Origin of the sequence: Belliella pelovolcani (assembly GCF_900156785.1) — a bacterium.
Taxonomy (GTDB): Bacteria; Bacteroidota; Bacteroidia; order Cytophagales; family Cyclobacteriaceae; genus Belliella; species Belliella pelovolcani.
In genome coordinates this window covers 191100-205860 of the sequence record NZ_FTOP01000004.1, presented here as the reverse complement: position 1 = coordinate 205860, position 14761 = coordinate 191100, and the positions used below count along the sequence as shown (strand labels likewise).

Below are 14761 nucleotides of genomic sequence, written 5' to 3'. Positions count from 1 at the left end.
TTTAAACATCATTTGTTTTCACAATACATGTTGAAGATTTACCAAGCTACAGAAAGCCAGTTAATAGAAGTTCAGAAAATAGCTCAAATTACATGGCCATATACCTTTAGGGATATTTTGACTCCAAGTCAGATTGATTACATGATGGAGTGGATGTACACCTTAGATTCATTAAAGTCTCAGGTTAAAGACAAAAAGCATGTATTTCTTTTAGCCGAAGAACATTCCAAATACATAGGATACTGCTCTTATGAGCTCAATTGTGCTGATTCTAGTAAGGTTAAGATTCATAAGATTTACCTTCTTCCTGATGCGCAAGGACATGGCGTAGGTAAAAAATTGATTTCAGAGGTTGAAAAAATTGCAAAGGTCAATCAACTTGATGCCATTTACCTGAATGTCAATAGGTTCAATAATAAAGCTATACATGCCTATTTAGCTCTAGGATTTTACGAAATCAAACGTGAAGTAATAGCCCTTGAAAATGGATTTGTGATGGATGATATTGTCATGGAAAAGAAAATCTAAGTATATGCAAAACTATAAAAATCACGCTCGTTACTATCCTTTACATCATTTTGTGATCACACCATTGACTTTGGTCTTTTTCATATGGTCTATAGTAAAAGTGATCCAGTCTTTTGAAACTGATCTATTTTCTAATGCTATTTTCCATCTTATTGGCGCTTTGATTATTTTAATCCTTCCTATACTGTCAAGGTTGTATGCGTTGAAAAATCAAGATAGAATCATCCGTATGGAAATGAGATTAAGGTATTTTGAATTGACAGGTAAATCTTTACGTGAGCTTGAACCAAAATTACGCCTTTCGCAAATTATTGCACTTCGCTTTGCATCAGATGAGGAGTTACTTTCACTGATTGATGAAACCATCAAGAATGATCTAAGAGCCAAAGTTATTAAGCAAAGAATTAAAAAATGGCAGGCAGATACAAGAAGGGTTTAAAAAAAGAGAGAGAGAAAAAAACTTTCTCTCTCTCTAAATTCATAAACTTAATTAATTCCCTGTGTATTGATCCCAGCTCAATTCAGCCTGAGGATGAGGGAATTGGGTAAAGATTGTTCCACCATCAAAGTTTGTAGGAATTTGATTTAACCTATCATAACGTCGAGCATCTATCCAACGGTGACCCCATGGTTCTGCCCATAGAGAATACCTTCTTTGAAACAGAATTTCGTCGATCAATGCTGCTCTAGAAGTAGCACCTGTATATGGCCCAATTCCAGCAGCATTTCTGATAATATTGATTGCGGCGACTGCATCTGCAAATTGATCAAGGTTAGCATGTGCTTCAGCTTTCAATAAAATCAGTTCTTCATTCTTGATAAATGGAATTGATGTGGTATTTGAAGGCCATCTTGCATCTTGGTGTGTTCCTGTTAAGACACCTGCATCAGTTGATACAGTTACAGGAGTATTTCTTTGGAAGAATTTAGTTCTTCGATTATCATTAGGTAAGGCATCTTCCAAAACTGATGGGTGAACAACAATAATAGTAGTAGTTGGTGCATTAGGAACGTAAAATAATGGATTAAAAGCATCAGGTGGCCCTACATAAGGGTGTGCAGGACCTATATTTAAAGGTCCATTCAAATTCATAAACGAACTATTAAGTGCTGTCAAAACACCTTGCCAGTCCTGTCGATATGCATTAGCCCTTGCCAGGATAGCATTATTTACTTGTCTTAATCCAGCAATTGTATTGAATCCAGAAAAGCCTGATGTAAGGGCTAATGGGAAATTTCCAGTCCCTGCTGCATTAAAATCTGCATCTGCTTCAACTAATATGTTCCTTACATGATCCATTGCTTGTGCATATGGAACAAAAGGCCCCGGATTCAAGGGATCCTCTACATCAATTCTGATTCCATTGTTATAAACAAAATTTGCCGGTATCATGAATTGATAGCCTTGAATCATTTTTGCAAATCCTGCTACAGCTCTCTTCTCAGAATCATTTAAAAAGGTAGTGTTATTTGCCGCACGAATCAAGACATTCGCCTGATTGATTGCCTGGTAAGGAGCTGCGTAAGAACCTCCACCTGTGTTTCCAAATCCGAAATAAGATCTATCAGGTACCCTCCCATTTTGGCCGAGCCAGTCAGTTTGAAATCTTGGATCTGAACCATTTAGGTACCATATTTCTCTGCCAAATGTGTTCCATGCTTGTGATACATTGGTGACATAGCCGCGGTGTCTAGCCTCCAATCCTGTCAACACAAATTGAATCTGTTGTCTAGATGCATTATTGGATACACTTCCCACAGATGGGTTGTTCGGATCGTCAATTTCATCCAGTTTTAGTGGATTACATCCCCAAATACTCATACTGATAAGTATCGTTAGGGTCATATATAAATTATATTTTTTCATTTTTTGTCAATTTTAGAATTAAAAATCGAGCGTTATATGGAAGAAAATTCTTCTTGGCGTTGGATATGGAGCAATGTCCACATTATTCGCAACAGACTGAGCTCCAAAGGTAGAAGTCTCTGGATCATATCCTTCATATTTAGTGAAAAGGAAAACATTATTTGCAGAAGCTCCGATTTTAATGTTTTCTAATGCACCGCCAAACATATTTGCTACTTGGGTTCTAGGGAAGGTATAATACAAACCTATTTCTCTTACTTTCACAAAAGAGGCATCTTGTACCCATCTTGCAGCATTATTATGTGGTGCAGGTGGTCTTTGTCTTCCATTTGGAATGCCATCTCCATTGTCATCATTAAACCAGCCATTTGTTGTTCCTCCTGAGTCTGTTAGGAATGAAGTCAGGTTGATATTGTCACCACCTTGTCTCCAGTCTACAAGGAATGATAGTTCCAGGTTCTTTTTTAGACTGATGGTATTATAAAATGACATATTAAAATCAGGCTGTGCATCACCCCAAATAGTAAAACCACCAGGCACATTTGGGTCGGCAGGTGTTCCTACGATAGTTGTTGGTGGAAAGCCTTGGGCATAAAGGAAGGTTCCCAACCCTGAACCAAAGGCACCCGCAGTATATGTTGGAATTCCTAATCTTGTCAAGTTGACTCTGTTTCTCCAATATAAAACTCTAGAAAACCATCTGAAATCAGACTTATCCACGATTGTACCAGATATACCCAATTCTATACCCTTATTTTGAAGTTCAGCTTCATTACTTGGTGTGGTATTTACACCAGCGGCTGGAGAAAGGTTAAGGTTTTGGATATTGTTTTGTGTGTTTTTGATATAATAAGTAGCTTCAATACCAAGTCTGTTATTAAATAATCCAGCATCAACACCAAACTCTAGTTCCGTTGCAGTTTCTGGGAAAATTCTTTCGTTTCCTACTTGTGAAGAAACTACTGATCCCAAAAGACCTCCAATATTAGCTCCAATCAATGGTGTGTAAATATTACCAAATGCTACTGGCCCTGCTGTTTCCCCATAAGCGATTCTTGGCTTCAATTGGTTAACTACCGTAGAGTTAAAGAAGTCAAAATTAGCTATGTTTACAGCTAAAGATGCTCTAGGGAAAGCGTAGAATTGATTAGCGTTACCATTAAGCGTTGATTTATCCCATCTTACACCAACAGTACCGATGACTTTATCCTCCCAGTTTGCTTCCTGTTGTAAAAATACCCCCGCCTCTTGAATTTCTGAATTAAAGTTTTCATTAATTTCCTGAACAGCAGCTTGCCTTAAATTGGTTTGTCCAGGAACAAGACCTCTACCTCTGTTGAATAATGAAGAATTTTTGAAGTCTAACCTTACTAAACCCGCTTGGGAGTTCATGTTTACTTGACCTAAATTCCAATTATATACCAAAGCAGCTTGAAAATTAGAATTAAAGCTTTCTTGCTTTCCAATCAATAAATCACCTGGATTGGCAGAAGCTCTCTGAGATTGTAGAAATTCAGGTAGGTAGATCATTGTTGAGTTTTGTAAAAAATCCAAACCACCAGCAATATTGGCTTTTAAAAAGCTATTATTTGTTTTTAATAAATCTATATCTAGAGTAAAAGATTGAACGAATCTATTCACTTCTGAATTATTGATTGCATTATCAGTAATAGCCGCAGGGTTATCATTGAAATATGGGTTGTCAGGATAAATTCCATTAACTGGCCTTAAGTCAAAATAATTCGGTACATATGCTATGGTATACCCAATACTAGCACCTGTATTATTTTGGTTACCTGTAAATCCCCTATCTGTGTTAGATTGAATATAATTGGAAGATACACCTAATCTGATGCTATTGGATATTTTGTGGTCAATATTAGCACGAATAGAATAACGGTCAAAACCAGTTCTTCTCACGGTACCGTCTTCAGATGTAATATTTCCCGAAACAAAGAATTTGGTTTTTTCATTTCCACCTGTGACTGTCAACCTAGTATTGCTTAATAAAGCAGTATTGTTGTAGAAATAGTCTTCATAATCAATTCTATTTCCTTCTCTGAATCTTTGAAGCTCTATTTGTCTTCTATTATTGGCTTCTGGGAAGAAGAAATTAATTTTCTCCTCACTCCAATCATCGACACCCAACAATCTTAAAGGTTGAGCAAATCCAATATCTTGAGCTAAGGAAACTTTTGTTTTGCCTTCAGCTCCTCTTTTAGTGGTGATGATAATAACCCCAGCATTCGCTCTTGTACCATATATCGCAGCTGCCGAAGGTCCTTTTAATACTTCTATAGTTTCGATATCCGCTGGGTTTAAGTCGGCAAGTCTATTGGAACCATCATCTTGATTTGATGCCCCCGCTCCTGTAACAGCTGCTCTACCAGTTCTTTGGAAGGAGTTATTGATATATACACCATCCAAAATAATCAATGGTTGTGAAGCTCCTGATAGGGATGAAATACCTCTCAATTGGATAGAAAGTCCACCTCCTGGTGCACCACCATTTGACCTGATCGTTGCACCGGCAATTTTGCCGTAAAGTGCGCCATCTGTAGTTTGAATCGTTGTTGTGCCTGTCAGTTCCCTGGAGGAAACAGAGGAAACAGCATTGGCTAGATTAGACCGCTTCACAGATGAAGCCAAACCAGTCACTACAACCTCCTCTAAGTTGGTAGCATCTTCCCTTAGCGCTACTTGTAAGTTGTTGTTAGATTGACTTACAGTGAAATTCTGGCTTAAATAGCCCAACGATGAAATTACCAATACCACTTCATTATTGCCAGGTACATTCAATGTGAACCTTCCGTCTAGGTTGGCTACAGTACCTGTCGTGGTATTCCTAATTAATACATTAGCCCCAATCAGGGGTTCTCCTGTTCGGGCATCTGTCACAATTCCCGTGACAGTATACTGCGCATAAGACCACCCTACTGAAAGGAAGAGTAATGCGAGTACAGCCGTGAGTTTGTAAGCTTTTCTCATAAGTTATAGGATTTAAAATTTATCTATAGTAAATATAGTTCTTATTGTGAATTAAAAAATTTAAGTAGATAAAATATCTCTAATGATAAATGCCGAAATAAAATCAATGTGTTTAAAATTTTTACAAAAATTAATTATTCTACCTTGAAAATTGTTTTATTCTTTGAAAAAAAGTATAAAAATTTCAAATATTTAAGATTTTACTTTTTTTAAAATAATTCCTACCCTACTTGGTAAGTACATTAATAAACAATTTTCTTGGGTAGCAGTATAATTCAACTGTTTGTCAATTCTTTCAAAACCTCCAAATTTATTATCATCAGAATTCAGAATGATTTCAAAAGAACCTGATTGTGCAACGGGTACTTCATAGCCAAAATATGATTCGCTGGGGTTGAAATTAAATATAAAAATCAGGTCTGCTCTTTCGAAAATTAAGATTTTCTTTTCTGCATCGACATATCGCTGTATGGCATGTGGACTATTACAGACTTGATACTGATTGATAATAGCTAGCATTGCCTTGTCCCAATTAGCCAAGTATTGATACTTCAACTCAGAATTATGCATCAAAGACCATTGTCTCCTGGCATACTGATAACTCCATTCATTACCTTCTCTAGGGAAGTCTACCCACTCGGGATGACCAAATTCATTACCAATGAAATTCAAATATCCCTCACCTCCTAATGCTACAGTAATCAACCGAATCATTTTATGCAGTGCAATTCCTCTATCCACTACTAGGTTTTCTTGGGCTATCCCCATGCTGAAGTACATTTCCTTGTCCATCAGCCAAAAAGCCAGTGACTTATCCCCTACTAGTGCCTGATCATGTGATTCTGCATAAGCTATGGTCCTTTCTTTTTGTGGCCTATTGCTCAACTCGTGCCACAACTCAAACATATCCCAATGTTCGTCAGGTTTATGCTTAAGTGTCTTGATCCAGTAGTCAGGAATTCCCATGGCCAATCTAAAATCGAAACCTAAACCGCCGTCTTCTATGGTTCTACACATCCCGGGCATGCCACTTACTTCTTCTGCAATACTGATTTTATCAGCTCCAAATGCATGTATCAGCTTATTGGCTAATTGTAAATAAATTACTGCATCATAATCTACGCCGTCATTGAAATACTTATCAATATGATCAAAGTCTGTATGACCATGATGTAGGTAGAGTATCGAAGTGACCCCATCAAACCTAAAACCATCAAAATGATATTCTTCCAACCAAAATCGGATATTAGAAAGCAGAAATTGCTTCACTTCCCATTTTCCATAATCAAATAACTTAGAATCCCAGCCTTTATGATACCCTCTAGGCTCTGGATGGAAATATTGATGGGATGAACCGTCAAATTCATTGAGACCCTCATTGATGTTTTTTACGGCATGTGAATGCACAATATCCATGATAACGGCCAAGCCCATATCATGGGCTTTATTGATTAAGTATTTCAATTCTTCGGGAGTCCCAAATCTACTGCTAGCAGCAAAAAAATTGGAAACATGATATCCAAAGGATCCATAATACGGATGCTCCATGACGGCCATCATTTGAATGGTATTGTATCCAGATGCTTTGATATGAGGTAGAATTTGATCTGCAAACTCTAGATAAGTTCCGACGCCTGCTTTTTCCAAAGCCATACCCACGTGGCATTCATAGATGAGTGGTTGCTTTTTGTGTTGATGACTTGTGAAATGCTGATCTGTCCAAGGATAGTCTTGATCAAACCATAATTGTCCTGCAAAATCATGTGTTTGTTCGTCTTGTACTACTCGCAGAATGTAAGCTGGAATCCTATCCAATGCGCCGTTTTCTGCTACAACATGTACTTTTACTTTACTTCCATGTAAAAAGCGGTCTTTGTAGGTACTATAAGGTAGAAAGATTTCCCAATCACCTCTATGGTTTCTTTTCAATGGATGACTAGATCGATCCCATTGATTAAAATCTCCCATCAAGTAAAGTGCGCCTGCTTTTGGCGCCCATTCTCTGTAGACCCAACCATTTCTCAATTTTTCAAAATGAATACCATAGTACTCGTGTGCTCTAGCAAATTCAAGAATACTACCTGCTTCATTTTCGATTTCCCTCAGTGCGTTAGTAAATCTTTCGTATCGATTATAAATATCCTTGGCATAGTCCTCTAGCCATGGTTCGTCTTTTACAATTGGAAGAGTCATATTGTAGTTCACAAAAAATTCATTTAATGGAAACGTAAGTTAGGAATAATTGGATTTTTTGCAAATAAATGTTTCCAGGATTGCGGAATATGATAGCTTAAAGATGGTTCTTGCTTACAATATTTTGAATAGTCATCAATTCACAAAATATGTTTATTTGGAATAATCACAAGATCTTAGAAATTGAATAAAAACTTACATGTATATCCGCAATTATACAACTAACCAATATAAATAAGGGTCTATATAAATCCGATACTCATAGATATTGGATATTCATTGATATTTACTATAAACCACAGGTTTGTTCCATTATGTAGGTTCTACTTGTAAGTAAGCGGATAATCGTCGATTGACGACGGTTGACAGTCGCCAACGGCCGAATTTAAGGTATATACCTAATAAAAAAATGGTTACTGGTGTGAAATCGGTTATACTTAAAACCTTAACTTCTATACAAAAGCCTAAATAATAAAATACACCATGACTGACGCGAAAATATAACCGACTAGGAAGCTTAAGAAAATAGAACCTCCAAGTGAGAATTTTTTATAATCGGGAGCTTGCTTGTGATACATAGAATGGCTGAGCTTGCGGATAAATCTATCCGGGATAACTGATAATATGGTCAAACCATAAATCGCTGTCAGCATGAGGAGTGAAAATAATGTTTCCATAAATGTTACTAGGGCATAACAAAGTTAACATTTCCTTAATAAGGCAAAAGGAAAAAATCATAAATTATTGAAAATCAATTCTGACTGAAGATTAAGGCTAATCATTTCTTCTGTGAAGATGCTCTTACTATCAATTCAGTCTTAAGTATTTTAGTTTCTTGATAGGCAATATCTTGGTTTTTGATCATATCGAGTAATAATTTTGCAGCCTCTACCCCCATCTGAAAACCATGCTGATTGACAGTGGTTAATTGTGGACTCATGACCCTTGATACCATCCAGTTGCTAAAACCAACTAGCCCGACTTCTTCCGGTATTGCAATCCCCTTCTCTTTGAGATATTTCATTGCCCCAAAAGCTACCACATCAGTGATACAGAAAATAGCATCAGGAGGATTTTTTCCTTCCATCATTTCCTTGGTAAATTGATAACCCTCTTCCTCCGTAATGGCTATGCAAGGTTTGATTAAATGATCTAGTATTGGTAGACTAGCATCTTCTAGTGCCTTGATATAACCTTCATACCTATCACAGGCATTTTTGACATCTATTCTACCCCGTATATGTGCGATTCTTTGATAGCCTTGTTCTATAAGGTGACTCACAGCATTATATGCACCATCAAAATCATCTACAATCACCATTGGGGTTGGTAACTGCTCAGTGACTTTATCAAATTGTACGACAGCTTTACCTTCATCTAAAAACTCTTTTAAATGCTCACCTACTGTGGTTTCATTGGAAATGGAAATCAAAAGACCATCTACACTACTATTGAGCATGGCACGACTCGCTTTCTCTTCATCTTTCAAGATATCATTTGATTGAGACACGAGTATGTTGTACCCTTGCTTATTGGCTTCCGAAATCGCACCACTGATAACTGTGGAGAAAAAATGATGGACTAATTCGGGTACAATCAATCCGATATTGAAAGTTCTATTTTTTCTAAAATTGATCGCTAGCAAATTAGGCACGTAATGATGCTCTTCAGCATATTTTTTGACAAGATCGATGGTTTCTTGTGCAATATCAGGATGTGCTTTCAAAGCTCTAGAAACTGTGGATACAGAAAGATTGAGCGCTTTTCCAATATCTTTTAAAGTAAGCTTCTTTTTATCGGTCATTTTGCTTGGCTATAAAAATTAATATTATGCAAATCTACACTTCCATCCAATAGCTTAAATATTATTGATATTTATTCTAAATAAACAATTCGCAATGGATTGTGCAAACGGTTGCGATAATTTGACTCTTGCAGTAGAAAATATTTTTCTCTTACTTTTCAAAGTCAAATAATTCTGTTTGATAGGAAATCTTGGAAATTCATTAAAGAGTTCATCAATAAACCCACCAATTTACCTTATGAATTTAGATTTGATAAGTAATATTGACCTGGTCATCATGGCCGTCTATTTGATCGGAATGATCTTTTATGGGCTTTATCATTCTAAGCGCCAGAACTCAGAAGAGTACTTTCTCGCAGGTAGAAGTATGACATGGCCTATTGTCGGTATATCTTTGTTTGCTGCAAATATTTCTAGTACCACCTTAATCGGTCTCGCAGGAGATGCCTATAGCACTGGAATTTCTGTATACAATTATGAATGGATGGCGGCTGTCATTTTGGTCTTTTTCAGTATTTTCTTTTTACCATTTTATTTGAGGTCTGGTGTTTTTACCATGCCCGAATTTTTAGAAAGAAGATATGACAGAAGAAGTAGATACTATTTTTCATTCATTACATTGATTGGCAATGTCTTGATAGAAACAGCGGCTGGGCTATATGCTGGAAGTTTGATTCTAAAATTGGTATTTCCAGACATCAGTATGACAGTGATTATATTGGTTTTGGCTTTTGCTGCGGCTGCTTATACGATTCCAGGTGGCTTGTCTTCGGTAGTTCATACTGAAGTCATTCAGGCCATATTACTATTGATTGGCTCATTGATCTTAACTTATATGACCTATCAGGCTGTGGGGGGATGGGAAAATGTCATGGCAGTCACACCAGCAGATATGGTGAGTTTGATCAGACCCATGGATGATCCTTCCGTACCATGGACTGGTTTGATTTTCGGTGTCCCTTTACTCGGATTTTATTTCTGGGCAAATAATCAGTTTATGGTGCAGCGAGTATTGACAGCCAAAGACTTGAATCATGGCCGATGGGGTGCTTTATTTGCAGGCTTATTGAAGCTACCAGTATTATTCTTTATGGTATTACCTGGAACTATGGCTAGGGTAATATTTCCTGATTTAGAAAATCCAGATACAGTATTTCCTACATTAGTCTTTGAGTTGTTACCCGCAGGATTGATCGGGTTACTGATGGCGGGACTACTCGCAGCGATGTCATCCAGTATTTCAGCAACATTGAACTCCGCTTCTACCTTGATTACCATGGATTTTGTAAAAAATCTTAAGCCAGGGCTTAGCAGTAAGCAATTAGTAAGAGTTGGACAATTCGCCACAGTGATATTGGTGCTCTTGGCGGCAGCCTGGACACCACAGATAGAGAAATTCGATTCTCTTTTCAAGTATTTACAGATGGTTGTAGGATTGATAGCGCCACCTGTAGTGGTTGTGTTTATTTGGGGAATGTTTTGGAAAAAAGGAAATGCAAACGGGGCATTCTATTCCTTAATAACTGGTTTTGTGATAGCAGCTATTTTGATCGTGATTAAAGTCAGTTTACCAGATGCTGGAATAAGTCAATGGCACTTTTTGCACACGGCACCATTATTATTTTTGATATGCTCTGTCATTTATGTGTTTGTAAGTCTAAGAGGTCCTATGCCATCAGATGCGCAGATTGCGGATTATACATGGAAAAATAGCATTTATACAGATGAAACAGCAGCTATTAGTAGTTTGCCTTGGTATAAAAATTATAGAATACTATCTGTGTTTTTATTGATCATCACATTTGTAATTGTATGGATATTCAGATAGCCAATGAAAAGGCAACAGAGGTGCTTCGACTCGCTTCACACCCTATGGGCTTTTTAGCTTCTGCAGTTGGTAAAGATAATTATCAACGGATATGGGCAAGGGATGGTGTAATCACGGGTTTGGCAGCATTAGCGAGCAGGGATTTAGATTTGATAGCTACATTCAAAGCAACTCTGGAAACACTTGGTGCTCATATAAGTCCTCAAGGGCATGTGCCATCCAATGTAGATATCAACTCTGGTGATGTGAGCTATGGAGGTTTAGCTGGTCGAGCAGATACTGGTTCCTGGTGGATTATAGGTATGTGTCTTTATAGCAAATATACAGGAGACAGATCTCTTTTGGTCAAATACAAAAGTGAAATACAGGGTATCCATGATTTATATCAGGCCTGGGAGTACAATAATAAAAATTTGATCTATGTACCACTAGCAGGTGATTGGGCAGATGAATATATTTTAAGTGGATATGTGCTTTATGATCAGGTTCTTAGATTTGCTAGCTTAAAGCTTTCTTCAGAAGCCTTTGAAAATGCAACTTGGGCTTTGAAAGCAGAGAATGTACATACTTCTATCCGAGATAATTTTGATTTATCAAAAGGTTCAAATCTAGCTGGGATTCATCCATCAGCAAAGAAAAAAGAATTAGAAAAAGGTTCCATTACTTATTTACCAGCTTCTTTTAATCCTGCTGGTTATCAAAATTACTTCGATGCACTTGGCAATGCTTTGGCCATTATTTTTAGAATTCATCCAAATGCGCATGCTTGTTTGGATTGGGTTGAATCAAAGCAACTGAACCCTCTTCCTGCTTTCTATCCAACCATCTTTCCTGAAAATCCCGATTTTCATTTACTTAAACAGAATTTCCGATTCGAATTTAGAAATCATCCTCATGAATTTCATAATGGAGGTATTTGGCCTATGGTAAATGGTTTTTGGGGAATGGCAAGCCTCTTGATTAAAGGAAAGCAAGAAGCAGAGCAAGTGCTCGATAGGATCATCGGTCTAAATTCGCTCGAGAATTGGGATTTTAATGAGTGTTTTCATGGTATCTCTAGCTTGCCATGTGGCGTAAAGGCTTGCACTTGGAGCGCAGCAGGACAATTGTTATTAAGTTACAGTATTTACAAGGGTTTTTACCTGATAGATTAATATTATGCATCATCAAATAGACATTGTTGTAGTTGGGGAATTGTTGGTAGACTTGATTGGTCACGAACTGAGAGAAGAACTATTCAGAACACATTCATTCAGGAGATTTCAAGGCGGCAGTCCAGCTAATCTTGGTGCTAACCTCTGTCGATTAGGCAAAAATGTTCATTTGGTTGCTAGCGTGGGAGCAGATGGAATGGGTAAGTATCTCATTCATGAATTAGAAATGTTGGGCCTTGACATTTCAGGTGTAAAGAAAAGAGCTGCATATCCTACAAGTCTTGTTTTACTATCCAGAAGCCATGGAACACCTGATTTTATTGCTTACAGAGAAGCAGACCATTTTATTTATCCTGCTGATATTGATGATCAGATTCTAAAATCTGCAAAACTTTACCATACGACTTGTTTTGGATTAAGTAAGCAGCCCGCGCAAGCCTCAATTTTAGATGGAGCCAAAAGAGCCTATAATCATGGAGTTCAATTGAGTATTGATTTGAATTATGCTCCTAGCATTTGGCCTGATTATGAAGAAGCGCGAAGTGTAATGCAATATTATTGTGAGTTAGAGCCATTTGTTAAAGTCAGTCAAGATGATTGCAACCGAATTTTTCAAAAAGAGATTTCAGAAACTGAAGCCATCGAAACGATTTTAGATTGGGGAGCTAAGTTGGTTTGTTTTACTAAAGGAAAAGATGGTAGTCATTTAGCCTTGAACACAGGAGAAAACTTCACAGTGCCAGCAGAGGAAATTACCGTGAAAGGAGATGCTACAGGTGCAGGTGATGCGTATTGGTCTGGATTTCTATCTGCTTGGTTAGATGGCATGGATTGGAAAAATTGTGTAAAATCAGCTGGGAAAATGGCGGCCATCAAATTATCCATAGATGGTCCAATGCCCGAAAAAATACATCTTTAAGGTTGAATTCAAGGAAATAGATTAAATTTGGTTTGATGAGCATAATCAAACTGCCTTTTGATCTTAATTGTGACCTTGGAGAAGGAATGCCCAATGATAAGCAATTGATGCCTTTTCTTGGAAGTTGTAACATTGCCTGTGGAGGGCATGCTGGAACCAAGACGTCAATCAGAGCAACTCTTTTGCTAAGTCAATCCTATGGTGTAAAAGCTGGAGCTCATCCCTCCTATCCTGATCTTGAAAATTTTGGCAGAAAGTATGTTTCACTTTCAAAGCTTGCATTTCAGGATACAATTCTTACTCAATTGGCCCTTTTTGAAGATGAAGCAAACGAATTAAATATCCATTTTCATCATATCAAGCCACACGGAGCATTATACAACCGACTTGCGGTAGTTGAAGTAGAAGCAGCTTGGTTTACGGAAATAATGCTCAGTGTTTACCCAAATACTATTTTATATGTCCCTCCTAAGTCAGTGATCGAACGAAAGGCTCAAGAGCAAGGTGTTACAGTTTATCGTGAAGTTTTTGCAGATCGCTCTTATCAAGATGATCTAACCTTGGTACCAAGATCTCATCCACGTGCATTGCTCACAGACCCCATAGAGGTAATAGCACACATCAGGCATATGATTGAGGATAAATGCATAGAAACGATATCTGGAAGATTGGTGCCAATAGAAGCCGATACCCTATGTATCCATGGGGATAATCCTGCTGCTTTAGAAATTTTACAAGCTCTTAAGAAAACTTTTTGACTCAGGTATGGAGATAAAGTTCAAATTTATTCAGCCTGATTTAATAGAAATTCAATGGCCAAATCAGATAAATGATGCGATTCTTGAAGAACAACTTCTTTGGAAAGCTTATTTGCAAGCCAATTACCAAGCTATCATTTATGAAATCAGGATGGGGTATCACGTACTTTCAATTTTATTTTCTAGACCTGTAAATCCTATTGAATTAGAGTCAATAATGATTCAAATGAAGAAAATAAATAAGCAAGATATTGAAATACAGGTTAAACGATGGTCAATACCGGTTTGCTATGAAATGGAGTTTGCTAAAGACCTTACGCTTTTTGCTAGTTTAAAAAATCTTTCCATAGAGAAAGTTATTCAACTCCATACGGCTAGTACTTACCGATTGCATTTTTATGGTTTCCTTCCTGGATTTATGTATTTAGGGGGACTAGTTGAGGAACTTCATCTACCTCGAAAAAGTAGTCCTGATCCTTTGGTTAAAGCTGGTTCTATTGCGATCGGTGGACAGCAAACTGGCATATACCCTACTGATAGTCCTGGAGGATGGTATATCATTGGGAAAACCCCATTACGATTATTTGATATAAATCAAACTTGTCCAGTTGTACCCAAACAAGGGGATTTTATTCAGTTTTTTGCCATTAGTAAACCTGAATACCTAAGAATTGAGAAAGAAGTACAACAAGGAAAGTATAATTGGTCACATGCTTAAAACT

11 protein-coding genes are annotated in these 14761 nt (G+C 37.3%); 7 read left to right on the top strand and 4 right to left on the bottom strand.

The features are described 5' to 3' along the window. Positions 1 to 27: 27 nt before the first annotated feature. Both BW935_RS06815 and BW935_RS06810 read left to right on the top strand, forming a co-directional pair. Positions 28 to 528: a GNAT family N-acetyltransferase gene (locus BW935_RS06815; protein WP_076499839.1), complete on the top strand. Its 501-nt coding sequence runs from the start codon at positions 28 to 30 to the stop codon at positions 526 to 528. A 4-nt stretch (positions 529 to 532) separates the two neighbouring features. Continuing rightward, on the top strand, positions 533 to 967 hold the full coding sequence (locus tag BW935_RS06810) for a DUF6526 family protein (protein WP_076499936.1): 435 nt from the start codon (positions 533 to 535) through the stop codon (positions 965 to 967). A 51-nt stretch (positions 968 to 1018) separates the two neighbouring features. On the opposite strand, the gene BW935_RS06805 is transcribed toward BW935_RS06810, so the two are convergent. The 4 genes from BW935_RS06805 to BW935_RS06785 all read right to left on the bottom strand — a co-directional run bounded on the left by BW935_RS06805 (position 1019) and on the right by BW935_RS06785 (position 9380). Beyond that, positions 1019 to 2395, bottom strand: a complete 1377-nt coding sequence (locus BW935_RS06805) for a RagB/SusD family nutrient uptake outer membrane protein (RefSeq protein ID WP_076499837.1) — start codon at positions 2393 to 2395, stop codon at positions 1019 to 1021. Between the two features lie 18 nt (positions 2396 to 2413). Further along, positions 2414 to 5383, bottom strand: a complete 2970-nt coding sequence (locus BW935_RS06800; protein WP_076499835.1) for a SusC/RagA family TonB-linked outer membrane protein — start codon at positions 5381 to 5383, stop codon at positions 2414 to 2416. A 192-nt stretch (positions 5384 to 5575) separates the two neighbouring features. After that, positions 5576 to 7576 carry an alpha amylase C-terminal domain-containing protein gene (locus tag BW935_RS06795; protein ID WP_076499834.1) on the bottom strand — a complete coding sequence of 667 codons (2001 nt, stop codon included), beginning with the start codon at positions 7574 to 7576 and terminating at the stop codon, positions 5576 to 5578. Positions 7577 to 8354: 778 nt separating this feature from the next. After that, positions 8355 to 9380 carry a LacI family DNA-binding transcriptional regulator gene (locus BW935_RS06785; RefSeq protein ID WP_076499830.1) on the bottom strand — a complete coding sequence of 342 codons (1026 nt, stop codon included), beginning with the start codon at positions 9378 to 9380 and terminating at the stop codon, positions 8355 to 8357. A gap of 238 nt (positions 9381 to 9618) precedes the next feature. Between BW935_RS06785 and BW935_RS06780 the strand changes: the two genes are divergently transcribed. From BW935_RS06780 to pxpB, 5 genes are read left to right on the top strand one after another with little or no spacing between them, the layout of a single operon-like run. After that, positions 9619 to 11208, top strand: a complete 1590-nt coding sequence (locus BW935_RS06780; RefSeq protein WP_076499828.1) for a sodium:solute symporter — start codon at positions 9619 to 9621, stop codon at positions 11206 to 11208. Further along, positions 11193 to 12362 (top strand): glycoside hydrolase 100 family protein, encoded by a 1170-nt coding sequence (locus BW935_RS06775; protein ID WP_076499819.1) that lies wholly within the window; start codon positions 11193 to 11195, stop codon positions 12360 to 12362. The genes BW935_RS06780 and BW935_RS06775 overlap by 16 nt, the downstream gene beginning before the upstream one ends. Before the next feature lie 4 nt (positions 12363 to 12366). After that, positions 12367 to 13281, top strand: a complete 915-nt coding sequence (locus BW935_RS06770) for a carbohydrate kinase family protein (protein WP_076499818.1) — start codon at positions 12367 to 12369, stop codon at positions 13279 to 13281. A 35-nt stretch (positions 13282 to 13316) separates the two neighbouring features. Next, positions 13317 to 14039, top strand: a complete 723-nt coding sequence (pxpA, locus tag BW935_RS06765; protein ID WP_076499816.1) for a 5-oxoprolinase subunit PxpA — start codon at positions 13317 to 13319, stop codon at positions 14037 to 14039. A 7-nt stretch (positions 14040 to 14046) separates the two neighbouring features. After that, positions 14047 to 14757 carry a 5-oxoprolinase subunit PxpB gene (gene pxpB, locus BW935_RS06760; RefSeq protein WP_076499814.1) on the top strand — a complete coding sequence of 237 codons (711 nt, stop codon included), beginning with the start codon at positions 14047 to 14049 and terminating at the stop codon, positions 14755 to 14757. The last annotated feature ends 4 nt before the right edge of the window (positions 14758 to 14761 follow it).